Source organism: Sneathiella chinensis, from assembly GCF_012720115.1.
In the GTDB taxonomy this organism is placed as follows: Bacteria; Pseudomonadota; Alphaproteobacteria; order Sneathiellales; family Sneathiellaceae; genus Sneathiella; species Sneathiella chinensis.
The window spans coordinates 335692-351657 of sequence record NZ_VNWN01000002.1 but is presented as its reverse complement, the minus strand read 5'-3'; the positions used below and the strand labels follow the sequence as shown (position 1 = coordinate 351657).

Genomic DNA, 15966 nt, shown 5'->3' with positions numbered 1-15966 from the left:
GTTTCCTTATCCGGCAGTCGGGTTAGGTGTTTTGGTGGCCACACCCACATCAAGCGGGGTTACCGGCGCGCCGGGGGCAATCCGTTGCAGGCCATCGACAATCAGGCGATCGCCCGCCTTGAGGCCGGCCGTAACAACCCAGTTTGCCCCAAGGGACTGCTCGATCTGCAGGTCTGCGGTGGCAACCTTGTCGCCCTCGCCAATCACATAGGCATAGGCACTGCCATCCGGGCGGCGCATGACAGCCCGGTGCGGCACCAGAAACCCGCTTTCCACACGGCCCTGCTCAACAAATCCGCGAACGAACATGCCGGGCAGAAGCACCTTGTCAGGATTGGGGAAGACCGCCCGCAAGCGAACCGTTCCCGTGGTTTCATTGACCGTTACCTCGGAAAACTGAAGTTTGCCGGTATGGGCATATTCCTGCCCGGACGCATCCAGAATCAGCCGCACGTCAATTTCGTGATCATCCAGTCCCGTAATCCGGCCCGAGGCAATCGCGTCCTTGATCCGCAGCAGCTTTCCGCCCGCCTGCGTCACATCCACATAGATCGGGTCCAGTTGGGTGATGGTGGCAAGGGCACTGGACTGGCTTGCCGTAACAAGCGCCCCCTCGGTATAGGAGGAGGCACCAATCTGGCCGGAAATGGGGGCCGTCACCTTGGTATAGTCCAGATCGATCCGCGCCCGGTCCACATTGGCACGGGCAGCGGCCACGGCGGCACGGCCCTGCGCCTCGGCGGCGACGGCATCGTCATAGCGCTGTTCGCTGGCGGCGCTGGATTTCAACAGCTTTTCATAGCGGGCGCGGGTTTTCGTGGCGAGGGACAGGTTGGCCTGTTGCCGGGCCAATTCCGCCTGTGCTGCGGCCAGATTGGCCAGATAGCGATCCTGATCGATCAGGTATAGCTGCTGGCCAGCCTCGACAAAGCCGCCTTCGCGGAAGTTGCGCTCGTTGATGATGCCATCGACCTGCGGGCGGACGTCCGCCTTGCGATAGGCAACCGTGCGGCCCGGCATTTCGGCGACAAGGTCAATGCTTTCCGGCTGCAGCGAGACAAAACCGACCTGTGCGGCGGGCGGTGTCTGGGCCTGCGCCGATGCCTGACCGTTCTGTCCTTCACTGCCATCCCCGCATGCGGAGACCAGCAGAAGCGTTGCGGAAAAAGTCGCAAGAATTTTCCAATTACGAATGGACACCAACCATATTCCTTCTAAAACGGGGCCAAGGGCCTGACAGGGTTCAGGCATGCCCATTGAATTTGTGTACGGTAAAGTACATATCGTACTTAAGACAATCAAGTGATCTGGAACACAGGATGTCGTTGCAGCGCAGCAAAAAATACACTCAAGAGGAACGCAGCCTTGCCAGACGGCGCGCCTTTCTGGATGCCACATGGTCCATCCTGATCGAACAGGGCTTTTCCGCCCTGACGCTGGACGCCATCATTGAACGGTCCGGCGGCTCGCGGACAACCGTCTATGAAGAGTTCGGCAGCAAGAAGGGCCTGATCGAAACCGTTCTCGCGGAACATTGCGAACTGTTTGCCGATGAACTGCTCATCTCGCTGGACCCGCACCGCCCCCTTGAGGAGGCCCTGACCGGCTTTTGCAACAAGCTGCTGCATGGCATCATCTCGACCGAAGGTGTTCGGATCATTCGCCTGATCGCTGCCGAAGGGCATAAATTTCCCTCCATCATGGAGAAATTTGACGCTCTCGGTCCTGATCGCACCCGCCGAATGCTGGCCGATTACCTGCAAAAACAAATCCACATGAACCGGCTGACCCTGACGGACCCGTCCCGGGCGGCAGAAATGCTTATGGCCATGCTGCAAGGACAGATCATGTCCTACCTGATCAATCCTGACAGCCTTGTCACCCTGACCGAGGATGAAATCCGAAAACAGGTTCAGGGGGCCGTCACCCTCTTCCTGAACGGGGCCCGCCCTCGATAAGCGGCCCGAATCAATCGTCTTTCCGGCTTTCCGGGTCCGATGGCGCATCACGCGCCGTTCCCCCATCCCCTACCCCTGTCGCAGCGGGCGGCGCTATCTGCTCGCCCTTCTCGGACCACAGCCAGTGGCGATCCACTTCATGCAACCGGCAGGGAGGGGAGGAAAATTCCCGGACGTCCTGCACGGGCGATGCGGGCCGCTCGGCCTTTTCCGGCGGCAGGGAGGATTTTTTCCCGTCTGTCATGGCCGTCATCATCCTCAACAAAGAATGACAACAATCTAATATGAATAAGGGTCTGTCGCAATCCCCTTGCCCCGAACAGGCGCAAGGATCAGGCTTTACTGAAGGCAACGCTTTCTGAGCCGCCGCCCTTCATGCCACGACAGGACAAAATGGAAAATGCCGGTGACCGCTCCCAAGAAGAAGGTGCCGAACAGGACCGGCCCAAGAACAAATCCCGGCTCCACATCCCCCAGCACCATGACCAACGGCACGGCCCCTGCGGGGGGATGCTCCACGGAAAACAGCATCATCAGCATTACCGTCAATCCCACCGCAGCCGCATTCAGCCAAATCCCCTCATAGGGGAGCAAAATGGCAAACAAGCCAATGATCGCGGCAATCAGGTGCCCGCCCAACTGGTTCTTGACCTGGGCCAGCGGTGAATTCGGGACGGCAAACAGCAACACCGCACTGGCCCCAAGCGGCGCCATCAACAGCGACATCTGGGTAAATTCGCCAATGGCCCCCAGACCGCCGATGGTCAGAATCGCGCCAATCCCACAGACAAATATTCGAAACATCCGGTCGGAAGGTTTGGAATCCGCCCCTTTTGCTGGGCTGAATGCAAGGTTGGTCTGTTCGGTCACGGCTTGAAATCACTCGGTAAATCGCGGGACGGGGCAGCCTGAGTAGCATTTTACACATGACTTGTAAATTGAATTTTATATTACAAAATATTTGTGTGTTAATGACTCCGCGACAATTCCCGGCTCAGCTCAGGTCCCATCCCTCGCAATCATCTTGGGTGTCCCATAGCAAACCAGACGCCCCTGTCCCCGTTCAAGGGACGACCAATCAGAACCGGAAAATTCGATACAGGCCAGCGCCGCCGTCGGGAATTTCCGCCGCACTTTCTGCTGCAGGGCCAATTCTTCCGATGTCCAGTCCACCAGTGACAATGCCAGTTCGTGCATGGTTGGATTATGCCCGATGATCATCACGTGACGGACCGCGTCTTCCAGCCCTTTCGCAAGAGTGATCAATCCGCTGCCCATCCCGGCGGAATAGACCATCTTGTCAAACCGGACTTCAACATCCTTTGGCATGAAGGGATGCAGGCGCGCCAGTGTTTCCCGTGTTCGAAGGGCTGGCGAGCAGATCACCAGTTCAGGGGCCAGTTCCTGTTGCAGCAGGAATTTCCCCATGGTGACCGCATCCCGCTTTCCCCGCGGCGCCAGCGGCCTGTCAATATCCCCGAGGGAGAGATCCTCCCAACTGGATTTGGCGTGACGTAGCAATGTCAATCTTGGCATGGCACCTGCCCCACTTTTTGAAAACCGCACTTTGAAAGAAGGCCAGTCTATCATCCTTCCTGTCTTGCAAATATGACGTTTGGAAGAAAGTTCCAGCCCCGGCGGTTGGGAAAACGGACACGCCTGTCCTAATAGTCCCACTTCCAGAACACCCCGACCGAACTGTCTGAAGACTGGCTGGTTTCGCTTTCCACCGTGATGTTGGGGGTCAGTTCGATTTCCACACGGGCGCGGGTGCTGCCTGCCTCGGTGCCCTGATCCACGCCCACATAAATATTGTCATTGATATATTTGCCCACACTGACCTCGGCCTTGCCGGTTTCCTCGTCGGTTCCGGCGGTCAGGACATCCACACCAAGGGCATCGCGGGCAAACCCCATAAGGCCGCCGCCCGCCCCCGTCGTCCCGGAAACCGTTGCCACCGCATTGGCCAGTTGCAGGGCCTCGACCGCAGACAGCTTGCCCGCAGACTTGCCAAACAGGACATGGGACAGGACTTCATCTTCCGGCAGGCCATCGGGCGAGGAAAAGCTGATTTCAGGGGCCGACGCCGTGCCCGTGATGGACACAACGGCGGTCACATCCCGCGCCTCGTATATGGCGGACAAGTCCAGTTCAGGATTGATTTCCTTTCCGCCGATCAGGGTGATGGCCCCCTTGTCCAGCTTGAAATCCTTACCGGCAAACGAGAATTGCCCCCGAACCGGGCGCAGGCTTCCCTCCACCAGCGGGGCGGCAGCCGTTCCCTTGACGGTGAAATCCCCGGCCCATTCGGATTCAAGCCCCCGCCCCCGAATGAAAACCCGTTGCGGCAAGGAAATGCCAAGATCAAGGGCAATGCGTGTGCCCGCCTGTTTGGCGTCCGGCTCCCTGCCCGCATCGCTTGCCCCCGGCCTGTTGATTTCCGTGACCTCCAGCTCGGTGATCTGCGGCGCGAGGGAGCCGCCGATATTGATCTCGACGGTGCGGGTGGTCACCGTGCCCCGGGTCGCAAGGTCGGGAAGCTGCCCGTTCACGGCAATATCCGCATCGGTGACAATGGCCACATCATCCCGATCCGCCGCCATGAAATTTTCCAGCGCCACAACAATATCCAGCGCCGGACGGCCAAGATCCGTCAGACGCAGCGTACCGTTGCCGTTGACTGTTCCCGCCCGGCCATCGCTTGCGGACAGACGAAACGCCACCTGATCCGACTGGCGAACCTCGCCCTGCAGCGACAGGGCCTCCAGAATGGTGCCGGTTTCCATATTCTCGTAGCGGCCATCCGACAGGCTACCCTGACCATCGAACAGGGGCTGATCCATCGTACCGGACATCTGACCTTCCGCCTGCAAGCGACCGGAGGCACTGTGGGTATCCAGCCCCAGCAGCGGGATCAGGCGGCCAAGGTCACTGACCGCGTCAAACCGCCCGGAGATCGGTGCCCCGCCATCCATGTCAAAAGAGAAGGGAGACAGGGTCAGGGCAACGGGCAGGGTTGCCTCGGCGGAGAGGCCACTGGCCTCAATGCCTGAAATACGGGCCGATGTCGCCAACCGTCCCGCCGCCAAAGAGCCTTCAAGCCGGGCCTCGATCGGGGGCAGGTCGGCAAGATCCGCATCCTCGATCCTGATCCCGGTGGCATCAAACCGGAATGTCCCGGCCCCCCGGCCCTGTTCCATCCCAATCTCGGCCGTGCCGTCCAGACGCCCCGATACGGGGAAATCGGGCTGGAAAACCGTTACAAGGTCTACCGGCACCGCCGTCAGGGACAGGGCAGCGCGGCTGTTCGCCCCGCCAAGGTCGGCCTCAAGGCCCACGGTTCCATCCCCAAGCCCCAGCGAGAACGGCAAGACGGAAAGCCCCGCCGCCGACTGTTGCACCTGCAGCGGCGCAAGAAGCTGCACCTGCCGATCGCCAAGCGCCCCCTCCAGACGGGACATCAGAACGGATACCCCCTGCTCCTTCAGGGCCAGTTGCCCCGCTCCCGACAGGGACAGGGACGGCGCTTCCGGGCGCTGCAAATCAAAGCGAAGGTCCAGTGCGGATAACCGGCCGGCGCCGCTTGCCTCGATCCGGTCAAGGCGGAAGGTGCCAGCCTCAGCACCGCCCGCCCGAAGGTCAAATTCAAGGTCCGGGTCAGCCATATCGCCCCCAAGGGCGGCCACCAGTGTGATCGTCTCCAGCCCGGTCTCCGGTCCTTGCCGCACATCCTTGCCTTCAGCAGACAAACGGAGGGCCATTATCCCCGACCGGTCCTCTATCAGGGCGCGGGCCGTCAGGCTGCCGGATAAGTCCTGCCCTGTGAGCGCGGCCAAGGCGCGCCAGTCGGACAGGGCCCCCTCAAACTGTCCTTGCGGCGGACTGCCGTCAAATGGAACGCTCAGGCCCCCCGTTATCCGGTTTTCCCCCTGCTGCACCTCTATCGTCCGGGCGTCAAGCCGGGAAAAATCCGGTACGGCAATATCACTGCTTGCCGTCAGGGGGACCGGCCCGCCTTCAACGGACAGGGCCACCCTTCCCGCAGGCGAGGTTCCCGTATGGGCGGCCTGAACCGTCACATCCACGTTTCCGACCTTCTGGTCAGACAGGGACACCCCCTGCAGCGCAATCCGCCCCGCAAGATCCGGGTCCGCCAAAGGCCCGGTGATCTCCGCCGTGACCCGCCCCGACCCCGAAAGCGGCATCCCGACCAAATCTGTCAGGGGCGCAAGCGCCGGAAAATTGCCTTCAAGCTGCGCCGCGATCCGGTCAAAGGTCGCGGGAATTTTCCCTTCCATGGAGACCTTTCCGGATGGGAATTCCAGAACCGTATTGGAAAGGGCCAGCCCCTCGGCCGACCAGTTAGCCCGCGCCTTCAGGAGCGGTGCTTTACCGACAACCGGACCCAGACCGGGCACTCCCGTATCAAGACCTTCTGCCTGAAGGGTCAGGTCTGCGGCAATCCTGTTTCGGACATCCGGGCTGTCGATCCGGGCGAGCAGCCTCGTTGTCCCGGCAATGGGGGCCACCACCCCCAGATCGTCAATTGTCAGCGTCAGGTTTGAGGCCAGCGTAAAGTCACGGGCTGAAAACTGCCCCTCTGCTGAAAGGGCGGCATGGGCCGTATTGACTGTCAGGCCGCCCACATCAAGCAGGCTCGTTTCCGGATCAAAAACCCCGGCCCCGGACAGGTCAATATCTGCCCCCAGAAGGTCCTGAAGGGGCGCGGGCAACCCTGTCACCCCTGCGGCCGACAGGCTGAGACTTACCGGAATTGAAGATGCCGCCGTGCCGGGGTAATCGGCTGTCGCCGTCAGTTTCAGGGCGGGGATCGCGGGGCCGCCATCAACCACCACCCCATCGGCCAGAACTGTGGCCTGCACCGTCAGGTCCTCCAACGCGCCCGCCGCCTGCACTGTCCCTGAAAGGGCCTGCAGGCTTGCCGGCCCCATCAGGTGCTGCAATTCCGTCAAATCCTTGAAGGCAAGGTTCAACCGGCTGTCCGTCGTCCCGGAGCCAAGCCCCAACCGACCGCCCCCGGTCAGATGAAGAACGGGGTTCTCGACAGACAGGCTGTCCACAACCAGAAGGTCGTTGTCATCCTCCAACGCAAGAACAGCATCCAGCGTAACCCGGCGGTCATCCAGAAACGGGATGGGGCCGCTCAGGGCTTCCGCAATGCGCACCCCACCGGAAATGACAAGGTCCAGCGACGGCTTTGGCCCCGATAACAGCAACAGGTCCGCCTCGATCAGGCCCTCGGCTCGGGCCAACACCTGCCCCTGCCAGTCGTTCAGGGTTCCCGCCCCGACAAGACTGGCCGACAGGGCCGGATTTCCCGGCAGGGCCAAGGCCCGGCCCAGCAGCCCCCCCGGCGGTTCCATCAGTTGAAAATCAATCGCCAGTTCCTGTGATCCCGGCCAGAATTCAGCGATGCCGGCGATCTCGCCTTCCTGCCCGTCCAGATGAACCACCCGAACCGTCGATTGCAGGCTGCCATCCTGCCGTGAATTCAGGGTCGCGAATACGGACAATATGGCGGCGCGCCCCAGCAAAGTTTCGCCCAGGGTCAGGGTCTTCACATCCAGACCGGACAGCCTGATTTTAATCGGCAGCGGAAAGACCGGACCGCCGGACGGCGCGTCTGTCTCCACCTCTGCAGCGGGCAGGTCCGGCTGACGCCACACATTCAGCGTTTCAGCGCCCAGATACTCCACGTTCAGGCGGCCCGCCAGCAGGGATACCGGGGACCAGCGGGCGGACAGGTTCCCCGCCTCGGCCCACAGCCCCGCCGGGTCCGACAGGGCGATCCGTTCGACGGAAAATTGTCCGAAAATATTGCCCCGCAGGCCGGAAAGTTCCAGCGTCAGGCCATCTTCCTCGCTGACCAGATCGGAAACCTGCCGTGTCAGAAAACCGCGCCCACTGTCGGTCTGCAGGAACAGGCCCGCGCCCCCCAGCAGAACCACAAGCAGCATGAAAAGCGCCCCCGCGCCCCATGCGATTGCCCGGAAAAGCCGTGTCTTCATCTAGAAGGCCTGCCCGATACTGATATAGAATTGAAAGGCGTCGTCCACGCCGTCCCGCTTGTTCAGGGGAACGGCCACGTCAAACCGGATCGGCCCGACCGCTGTGTGATAGCGAACCCCAAGACCGGCCCCCCACTGGAAGGCTTCCGAAAAGTCGGGGGCCATGCTCTCATAAACATTCCCCCCCTCGATGAAGGGAACCACCCCGATGGCGTCCGTGATCCGAATGCGGGCCTCGGCCCCGATCTCGACCAGGGATCGGCCGCCTGCCGGATCGTTGTTGGCATCCAGCGGCCCGACGGCCTGATACTGATAGCCCCGGATCGATCCACCGCCACCCGAATAAAACCGTTTCGATGCCGGAATGTCATCCGTGCTGTCTCCGGCCATGGCGCCAATCTTGCCACGTGCGGCCAGCACCACCCGGCCATTATCCAGAGCATCATAATAGGCCGATCCGAACAGTTCCGAGCGGATAAAGTCCGGCGCTTCCCCGTTCAGTCCCAGATAGGGGGTGACTTCCGCCCCAAACCGGATCCCCCGTGTCGGGTCCAGCAGGTCATCGGTAGAATCGTAGCGCGCCGCCAAAGGCAGGCCCAGCAAGGCAAATTCATCCACCTTGCCCATCTCGTCAATCTGCGAAAACTCAAGGGACAATCCGCCGCCGATAATCCAGTGATCCCCCACCCGGCGATCCACACCAACGACAGAATGGATCGTATCCTCCGTATAGGCATCGTTATTTTCATGGGCATAGGATATCTCGGCCTTCAGGTTCTGATCCAGACGGCCAAAATTGGGTTTGGCAAAGCCTGCCTTCATTTCCTGCCGGATTTCCCCAACCGCAATATCCGCCCGCAGTTTTTCGCCCGCGCCAAAGAAATTCCGATGCTCCCAGAAAAGCTCGGCGCCCAACCCTTCGCTTGTGGACCATGACGTGCCTGCCCCGATGGAGCGGTGTTCACGTTCCACAAGGACCAGCGTCACCGGGGCGGCACCATCCCCTGTATGGGACGGCAAAGGCTTCATCCGCACCGCCTCGAACAGGCCGGTCCGAACCAGATCGCGGCGCACCTGATCCATCGCCCTTGTGTCATAGAGCGCCCCTTCCGGCCAGTTGGCCACCGTCCGCACATAGGCTTCCTCGACCGCCGTCAGGCCTTCAAGATTCAGGGAACCAACAGTCAGCCGGGGACCCGCGTCAATGGTCAGGGCCACATCCATTTTCTTGGTGGCGTAATCCACAACAATGTCTTGATCCACCAGCCTACTTTGCGGAAAGCCCCGATATCCCAGCTTCAAGATGGCCAGCTTCTGTGCCGTTGCCACCGCTTCGGAACGGGCCGCCATGCCCAGCGTAATGCCCAGTTCCTCTGGCCGGATCGGGTCAGGGCTGGTGGTGCGGGGGGCATAGGCAATCCTGAACCCTGAAATCGTGTATCGCGGCCCCACCTCTACCTGCAAACGAACCGTGTTCGGTTCCGCCGCCGGATCAATCCGGGACGTCACCCGGCCATCATAATACCCTTCCGCCCGCAGCACCTTCACAAGGCCGTCCACATCCTCCTCGGTCCGTCGTCTGAGGGCGCGAATGCTGAAAGGTGGCTTGGATTGAAGCTGGATCAGGCGCGAGGATTGTTCCAGAAGGTCCTGAAGGTCATCGGGCGCGTCCCCCTCGATCGCTACCGTGTAATCGATACCCTTCCGGGGGGCTTCCTCGGCAAGCGGGAGGGAAGCGGGAAAAAGCGCCAAAATCAGAAGAACGAAAAAAGTGCCGGAAATTTTTCTGATTGGTGACACAAGCAAGATCTCGGAACCGATGAAAACAGGAAAGGGCCTTTATCCCCCTCCCCAGCAAGGGAGCGGATAAACAAACGCCATTCCTCAAACGTAGTGTCTTCCAGCCCCGCTGTCCAGAAGCACGGGCAAAATCCGGACGCTGGATCCCTTCAAACTGGCAATCGGACCGGACAGGGCACCGCAAGGCCGGGGCAAGGCTGCAAGCGCACCCGCTTATATTTTATTTTCCCTATTTAACAACCAGATAGGAACAGGGCGATACCTGACTGACCTTGTGGGAAACACTGCCCATGATCAGGGATTTCAACCGGCCAAGCCCCCGGCATCCCATGACAATCAGGTCTGCCCCTTCACTTTTGGCAAGTTCAACAATCCTGTCCGCCGGATTGCCGCCCTCAACCCGGGTTTCAAGGTCCGCCACGCCTTTTTTCAGGGCTTCCTGTCTGGCATGTTCCATGATCGCGTTCCCGATCTGCTCATAGACAGACACCGGCAACCATTCCTGTTCCAGATAGGAAGACCGGAACACCCCCTCCACCGGCAGGGTGCTGAGGGCATCCCCATACGCCCCCCGGTGAGCCTCGATCATATGCTCCCCCTCTGCCAGATGGCGAATGGCGTCCTCGTCGGTTCGGGAAAACACGTTCAACAGGATTACACGGGCCTGATATTTGGCGGCCAGATCAAGCCCAAGGGCCGCCGCCCGGTCCGCATGGCTGGAGCCATCAAGGGGAATAAGAATTTTTTCAATCATCCGGTCCTCCGCCATTTTAGAGGGAAGAAGAAATAAGATGATGAGCTTATGGGATTTGCAAAATGCCGGATTGACCTGCGTCAACTGTGGTTTGGCCGGACGCCATGATCCGGCACAACACGGGGCCCTATTTCGCCTTGAAACGTTTCAGAAGTTCCCAGACCGGCAGGGCCGTCAGGCCGCCCACCACACCCGCCGCATAGGCAGGCAGGGCAAAGCCGGTCACTTGCGCCCAGATCAGCCCCGCCACATAGCTGAAAACCAGTATGGCAACAATCGTCAGCCCAAGCCGTTGCCAGATCGGAAGTTGCGTGTCCATCCCTGTCTCCCGGGTCAAGAAACCGATATCCTCTGGACTGAAATCCTAGATGACGTTTCTTGCCTTTTCAAGGAACTGCTGAACCGCCTGCTTCAGGCTGATGGATTGCCCAAACAAATCGCTGGCCGCCATATTCAGTTCGGACGCCGTGGCCCCGGTTTCCTGCGACGCCTGCGAGACCAGCGAAATTCTCTGTGTCACCTCGTTGGCGCCGTCGCTGGCGCGAAGGATGCTTTGCGAAATTTCATTGGTGGCAGCGGTCTGTTCCTCGACTGCGGCAGAAATGGAATTGAAGGCGTGCATGGTTTTGGTGGATTTATCGGAAATATCCCGAATATCATCCGCCGTGTGCGATACGGACGTCTGGATTGACTGTACAACCAGTGTCACCTGATCGGTTGCTTTCGCCACCTGCCCGGCAAGGCTTTTGACCTCGCTTGCCACAACTGCAAACCCCTTGCCGGCTTCACCGGCCCGGGCAGCCTCGATGGTGGCGTTCAGGGCCAACAGGCGGGTCTGTTCGGAAATACTGTTGATCAGTTCCACCGCCGAGAAAATCTCCTCGGAGGCCTTTTCAAGATCCCCGATCCGGCCTCCCAGAGCCTCGGAAACATGGGTTGTCTCGTTGGCCAGTTCGGACGCATGAATGACCTGCTGGCTGATTTCATTGATAGACGCGGTCAGTTCCTCACCGGCGGCGGCCACCGTCTGTACGCTGAGCGAGGCTTCCTCGGCAGCGGCGGTCACGGCGGTGGCTTCCGATGTGGTGTTATCGGCAATCTTCTGCATGTTGCCGGAGGATTCCTCCAGATGATTTGCCGAATTGCTCACCGTCTCGACAACGCTTCCGATTTCCTGTTCGAAGGCGGCAGTCACGGCCGAGAAATCGCTGACCTTTGCCTGCATGGTTTCCAGCGCCGCGTTAACCTTCCGCGCGGCCATCAGGTAATCACCCACCATGCTGGTTTCGACAATCTTGCGATAGTATTTATTCTCGCTGACATGTTCCAGACAGGCTGACGATTCCCGGATATAGGCATCGCAGCGGTCTGCCAGATCGTTGATCCCGTGCAACAGGTCCCCAAGCGCGCCGGGCACGGTAATATTCGTGATCCGCTCGCTAAAATCACCATTGATGAGCTTGCCGACGACAGTCAGGGCCTTGGCAATTTCCGCGTCATTCAGACGGGCAGCTTCCAGTTCTGCAGCCTGCTCGGCGGTCGATCGTTCCTCTGCATCCGCCTGACGGCGATTTCCAAAAGATAAAAAAGCCATCATGCCTGCTCCAGTGAAAACATGAACTGATTGAACGACTGGCCTTTTTCCGCCAGCAGATCGGTGAGGAACTTTCTTGAATTGGCCAGACCCGCCTTCGGGCTGTCGGCTGAGGCCTCGATTTCCCGCAACTTTCGATACAGCGGGATAATATGCTGTTCCAGAACAGACCGGTTCACGGTCCGCCGGTTGGAATGATAACCGTTGATCGCCCCATCGGATGACAGGCTGGGGGTAATATGGGCAAAGACCCAGTAATGATCACCGTTTGAGCTGCGATTGACAACATAGGCGAAGATTTCCCGCCCCGCCTTGATGGTTTCCCAAAGAAGGTCAAAAACCGCCCGCGGCATATCCGGGTGCCGAACCACATTATGCTGTTTCCCCAAACATTCCTGTTCCGTATATCCTGCCAACTGGAAGAACAGCCTGTTTCCGTAGACGATTTTACCTGTGAGGTCCGTCTTGGACACAATCAGCTCATTCGGATCAAAGGTTCTTTCCACCCCTGTCAAAGGGGCTTTGACCATCGTTGCCATATATATTGATACTCCTGCAAGGGGTCATTCAGGACGTTGGAATCCCGGTGGACAGAGGGAAAAACCACGCCTCTCCGCCGGTTGGTGCATTCCCCTTATACCACTAGCCTCTTAAACAAGTGTAAACCGGTAGCGACGGGCTATATCAATAAAGTCATACCAGATGAGCGGCATGGAACCGCAAGTGATCCTCGATAAAAGAAGCGATGAAATAATAGCTATGGTCGTATCCGTCCCGCATATTGAGATGCAGTGGATAACCGCTTTCCTTCGCGGCGCTGACAAGGGCTTCCGGCTTCAATTGTTCTGCCAGAAAATCATCTGCACTGCCCTGATCCACCAATGCCGGCACGAACGCAGTCGCGCCGCTCATCAACAGGCTGGCATCATAGGCCTCCCAATGGCTTCGATCGTCTCCCAGATAGGCGGAAAAGGCCTTTTCCCCCCACGGGCAATCGGTCGGGCGACTGATCGGGCTGAAGGCGGAAACGGACTGATATCGGTCCGGGTTCCGAAGCGCCAGAACCAGCGCCCCGTGCCCACCCATGGAATGACCGGCAAGGGATCGCTTGTTTGAAACCGGGAACAGATTTTCTATCAGGGCGGGCAATTCCGTCAGAACATAATCATACATTCTGTAATGGCGATTCCACGGTGCTTCGGTGGCATTGACATAGAAGCCCGCCCCCTGCCCCAGATCATAGCCGTCATCATTGGCAACCTGATCGCCGCGAGGGCTGGTATCCGGCGCCACGATGGCAATCCCGAGTTCCGCAGCAATCCGGTGGGCGCCTGCCTTTTGCATGAAATTTTCATCCGTACAGGTCAGCCCGGACAGCCAGTAGACAACCGGGACGGCCTGTCCCTCGGATGCCTGCGGCGGCAGATAAATGGCGAACTGCATATTGCAATTCAGCACTTCCGACGGGTGGCTGTAACGCTTGTGCCAGCCCCCGAAACTTTTATTTGAACTCAAATGCTCGATGGTCATCTCATTCCTCTTTACGGCCCTGCTCATCAGACCCGCCCCCACAATACCGAGGGGGGCGGAGACAGGAAGAACTGTCTTACTTGTCGTAATGAATGACAGACCGGATGCTTTTTCCTTCATGCATCAGGTCAAAGGCTTCGTTGATCTGCTCCAGACCCATGGTGTGGGTAATGAAATCGTCCAGCTTGAAATCGCCGTTCAGATACTGTTCGACGATGCCCGGAAGTTCACTGCGCCCCTTGACGCCGCCAAAGGCGGTCCCTCTCCAGACCCGGCCGGTTACCAACTGGAACGGACGGGTGGAAATTTCCTCACCGGCACCGGCAACGCCGATGATCACGGATTCGCCCCATCCCTTGTGACAGCATTCCAGCGCCGACCGCATGACATTCACATTGCCGATACATTCGAAGGAATAATCGACACCGCCGTCTGTCAGTTCCACAATCACGTCCTGTATGGGCTTGTCATATTCTTTTGGATTGATGCAGTCGGTGGCGCCCAGTTTCTTCGCCAGATCAAACTTGCTGTCATTGATATCGATGGCGATAATCCGACCCGCCTTGGCCATGGTCGCGCCGATCACCGCCGACAGGCCGATCCCGCCAAGACCGAAAATGGCCACGCTGGCCCCTTCTTCCACCTTGGCTGTGTTCAGGACCGCGCCCATGCCGGTAGTTACACCGCAACCCAGCAGGCAAACCTCTTCCAGCGGGGCTTCCTTGTTCACCTTGGCCAGCGAGATTTCCGGCAGCACCGTATATTCAGAGAAGGTCGAGCAACCCATATAATGATAGATCGGCTTGCCATCCTTGTAAAAACGGGTGGTTCCATCCGGCATCAGGCCCTTACCCTGGGTTTCGCGAATTTTCTGACACAGGTTTGTCTTGCCTGACAGGCAGAACTTGCACTCTCCGCATTCCGGGGTGTACAGCGGGATCACGTGATCCCCGACCTCGACACTGGTGACCCCTTCGCCGACGGCCTCGACGATGCCGCCGCCTTCATGCCCCAGAATGGCCGGGAAAATCCCCTCGGGATCCGCACCGGACAGGGTGAAGGCGTCCGTGTGACAGACCCCTGTCGCAACGATCCTGACCAGAACCTCGCCCTTTTGCGGCGGCATGACATCAACCTCTTCAATAGACAGGGGCTGGTTCGGGCCCCACGCGATGGCGGCTTTCGACTTGATCATCTGTGTCTTCCTCTGCGTTCCAATTGCTAGAATATCTGTTTCTCTGTTCGGGACCGAATGAGAGCTTCCCCAGTTTATTGATATCGAAAATTAGGATAATCACCCATTTTTGAAATTTACTTTTGCAGGACAGTAACAATATCCTGACCAAACCCCGGATAATCATAGAGGTAGAACACAATCATGCAGTGGGAAGGCGTTGTTGAATTTGTGGCCGTGGCGGAATTGCAAAGCTTTACCGCAGCGGCCAAGCGGCTTGGCATTTCCACCGCGCAGGTCAGCCGACAGGTCAGCGCGCTTGAGGCCCGGCTTTCCACCCGATTGTTTCACCGCACCACCCGGCGCGTCACCGCCACCGAGGCCGGGCAGCTCTATTATCAGCATTGCAGGCAGGTTCTGGACAGTCTGGAAGAGGCGGAGCGCCTGATCACGGACCTGCAGCAAACCCCCAAGGGCACCATCAAGCTGACCGCGCCAATTACCTATGGCGAACGCACCCTTGCCCCGCTTCTGAACAATTTTCTGCTACACTATCCCGACGTGACACTGGACCTGCATCTGTCCAACCGGGTTGTCGATATCGTGGCCGAAGGGTTCGATCTTGCCATTCGTCTTGGTACGCTGGAGCAATCGCGCCTGATGGCCAAGCGCCTGTCAACCCGGATACAGTATGTCTGCGCCTCTCCCGCCTATCTGTCGCGCTGCGGCACCCCCCATTCCCTGACCGAGCTGGATCACCATAACTGCCTGCGGGGCAATCAGGATTATTGGCGGTTTCAGGAAAACGGCAAGGCCCGCACGGTGCGCATCACCGGCACCCTTCGCAGCAGCAGCGGCCGGGCGCTTGTGGATGCTGCGCTGAAAGGAATCGGCATTATCCAGCTCCCCGATTATTACGTCCAGTCCGCGCTGGATGCCGGGCGCCTGATCGCCCTTCTGGATCACTACCAGCCGGTCAACGAGGGGATCTGGGCGCTTTACCCCCATAACCGCCACCTGTCCCCGAAAATTCGCCATCTTCTGGATTATCTTGGCAAGGCGCTGAAGCCTGCGCCCTCCTGACCCCCGCCCTTCCCAAAAAGGCCATTTGCCAAACGGCATGACTG

The 15966-nt window shown here is 59.2% G+C and carries 14 protein-coding genes; 2 read left to right on the top strand and 12 right to left on the bottom strand.

The window, feature by feature from the left end; translation table 11 throughout:
- Positions 1-6: 6 nt before the first annotated feature.
- Complete coding sequence (locus tag FQB27_RS01670) at positions 7-1200, bottom strand: efflux RND transporter periplasmic adaptor subunit (RefSeq protein ID WP_206374172.1); 1194 nt, start codon at positions 1198-1200, stop codon at positions 7-9.
- A gap of 119 nt (positions 1201-1319) precedes the next feature.
- On the opposite strand from FQB27_RS01670, the gene FQB27_RS01665 reads away from it, so the two are divergent.
- Complete coding sequence (locus FQB27_RS01665; protein WP_169559134.1) at positions 1320-1958, top strand: TetR/AcrR family transcriptional regulator; 639 nt, start codon at positions 1320-1322, stop codon at positions 1956-1958.
- 10 nt (positions 1959-1968) lie between these two features.
- On the opposite strand, the gene FQB27_RS01660 is transcribed toward FQB27_RS01665, so the two are convergent.
- From FQB27_RS01660 to FQB27_RS01610, 11 genes are all read right to left on the bottom strand, one after another.
- Positions 1969-2202 carry a hypothetical protein gene (locus FQB27_RS01660; protein WP_169559133.1) on the bottom strand — a complete coding sequence of 78 codons (234 nt, stop codon included), beginning with the start codon at positions 2200-2202 and terminating at the stop codon, positions 1969-1971.
- Between the two features lie 95 nt (positions 2203-2297).
- Positions 2298-2762, bottom strand: coding sequence for an HPP family protein (locus FQB27_RS01655; protein WP_169559132.1), 465 nt, complete (start codon positions 2760-2762; stop codon positions 2298-2300).
- Positions 2763-2957: 195 nt separating this feature from the next.
- Complete coding sequence (locus FQB27_RS01650; RefSeq protein ID WP_169559131.1) at positions 2958-3494, bottom strand: SixA phosphatase family protein; 537 nt, start codon at positions 3492-3494, stop codon at positions 2958-2960.
- 128 nt (positions 3495-3622) lie between these two features.
- Positions 3623-7987, bottom strand: coding sequence for a translocation/assembly module TamB domain-containing protein (locus FQB27_RS01645; protein WP_169559130.1), 4365 nt, complete (start codon positions 7985-7987; stop codon positions 3623-3625).
- Positions 7988-9739: an autotransporter assembly complex protein TamA gene (locus FQB27_RS01640; protein WP_169559129.1), complete on the bottom strand. Its 1752-nt coding sequence runs from the start codon at positions 9737-9739 to the stop codon at positions 7988-7990.
- 277 nt (positions 9740-10016) lie between these two features.
- Positions 10017-10541, bottom strand: coding sequence for a universal stress protein (locus FQB27_RS01635; RefSeq protein ID WP_169559128.1), 525 nt, complete (start codon positions 10539-10541; stop codon positions 10017-10019).
- A gap of 127 nt (positions 10542-10668) precedes the next feature.
- Positions 10669-10860 (bottom strand): hypothetical protein, encoded by a 192-nt coding sequence (locus tag FQB27_RS01630; RefSeq protein WP_169559127.1) that lies wholly within the window; start codon positions 10858-10860, stop codon positions 10669-10671.
- A 45-nt stretch (positions 10861-10905) separates the two neighbouring features.
- Entirely contained in the window at positions 10906-12138 is a 1233-nt protein-coding gene (locus FQB27_RS01625) for a methyl-accepting chemotaxis protein (RefSeq protein ID WP_169559126.1), read from the bottom strand.
- A complete protein-coding gene (locus FQB27_RS01620) occupies positions 12135-12674 on the bottom strand; it encodes a PAS domain-containing protein (protein WP_206374169.1) in 540 nt (179 codons plus the stop codon). The genes FQB27_RS01625 and FQB27_RS01620 overlap by 4 nt, the downstream gene beginning before the upstream one ends.
- A gap of 154 nt (positions 12675-12828) precedes the next feature.
- Complete coding sequence (fghA, locus tag FQB27_RS01615; RefSeq protein WP_169559125.1) at positions 12829-13665, bottom strand: S-formylglutathione hydrolase; 837 nt, start codon at positions 13663-13665, stop codon at positions 12829-12831.
- A gap of 76 nt (positions 13666-13741) precedes the next feature.
- On the bottom strand, positions 13742-14860 hold the full coding sequence (locus FQB27_RS01610) for an S-(hydroxymethyl)glutathione dehydrogenase/class III alcohol dehydrogenase (protein WP_169559124.1): 1119 nt from the start codon (positions 14858-14860) through the stop codon (positions 13742-13744).
- Positions 14861-15040: 180 nt separating this feature from the next.
- Here FQB27_RS01610 and FQB27_RS01605 point away from each other — a divergent pair, with 180 nt between their 5' ends.
- Positions 15041-15922, top strand: coding sequence for a LysR substrate-binding domain-containing protein (locus FQB27_RS01605; protein WP_169560027.1), 882 nt, complete (start codon positions 15041-15043; stop codon positions 15920-15922).
- Positions 15923-15966: the final 44 nt, after the last annotated feature.

Excerpts from the sequence above, each read along its gene's own strand:
- FQB27_RS01665 (WP_169559134.1), top strand. The coding sequence starts at position 1,320 with ATGTCGTTGCAGCGCAGCAAAAAATACACTCAAGAGGAACGCAGCCTT.
- FQB27_RS01660 (WP_169559133.1), bottom strand. The coding sequence starts at position 2,202 with ATGACAGACGGGAAAAAATCCTCCCTGCCGCCGGAAAAGGCCGAGCGG.
- FQB27_RS01655 (WP_169559132.1), bottom strand. The coding sequence starts at position 2,762 with ATGTTTCGAATATTTGTCTGTGGGATTGGCGCGATTCTGACCATCGGC.
- FQB27_RS01650 (WP_169559131.1), bottom strand. The coding sequence starts at position 3,494 with ATGCCAAGATTGACATTGCTACGTCACGCCAAATCCAGTTGGGAGGAT.
- FQB27_RS01645 (WP_169559130.1), bottom strand. The coding sequence starts at position 7,987 with ATGAAGACACGGCTTTTCCGGGCAATCGCATGGGGCGCGGGGGCGCTT.
- FQB27_RS01635 (WP_169559128.1), bottom strand. The coding sequence starts at position 10,541 with ATGATTGAAAAAATTCTTATTCCCCTTGATGGCTCCAGCCATGCGGAC.
- FQB27_RS01630 (WP_169559127.1), bottom strand. The coding sequence starts at position 10,860 with ATGGACACGCAACTTCCGATCTGGCAACGGCTTGGGCTGACGATTGTT.
- FQB27_RS01625 (WP_169559126.1), bottom strand. The coding sequence starts at position 12,138 with ATGATGGCTTTTTTATCTTTTGGAAATCGCCGTCAGGCGGATGCAGAG.
- FQB27_RS01620 (WP_206374169.1), bottom strand. The coding sequence starts at position 12,674 with ATGGCAACGATGGTCAAAGCCCCTTTGACAGGGGTGGAAAGAACCTTT.
- fghA (WP_169559125.1), bottom strand. The coding sequence starts at position 13,665 with ATGACCATCGAGCATTTGAGTTCAAATAAAAGTTTCGGGGGCTGGCAC.
- FQB27_RS01610 (WP_169559124.1), bottom strand. The coding sequence starts at position 14,860 with ATGATCAAGTCGAAAGCCGCCATCGCGTGGGGCCCGAACCAGCCCCTG.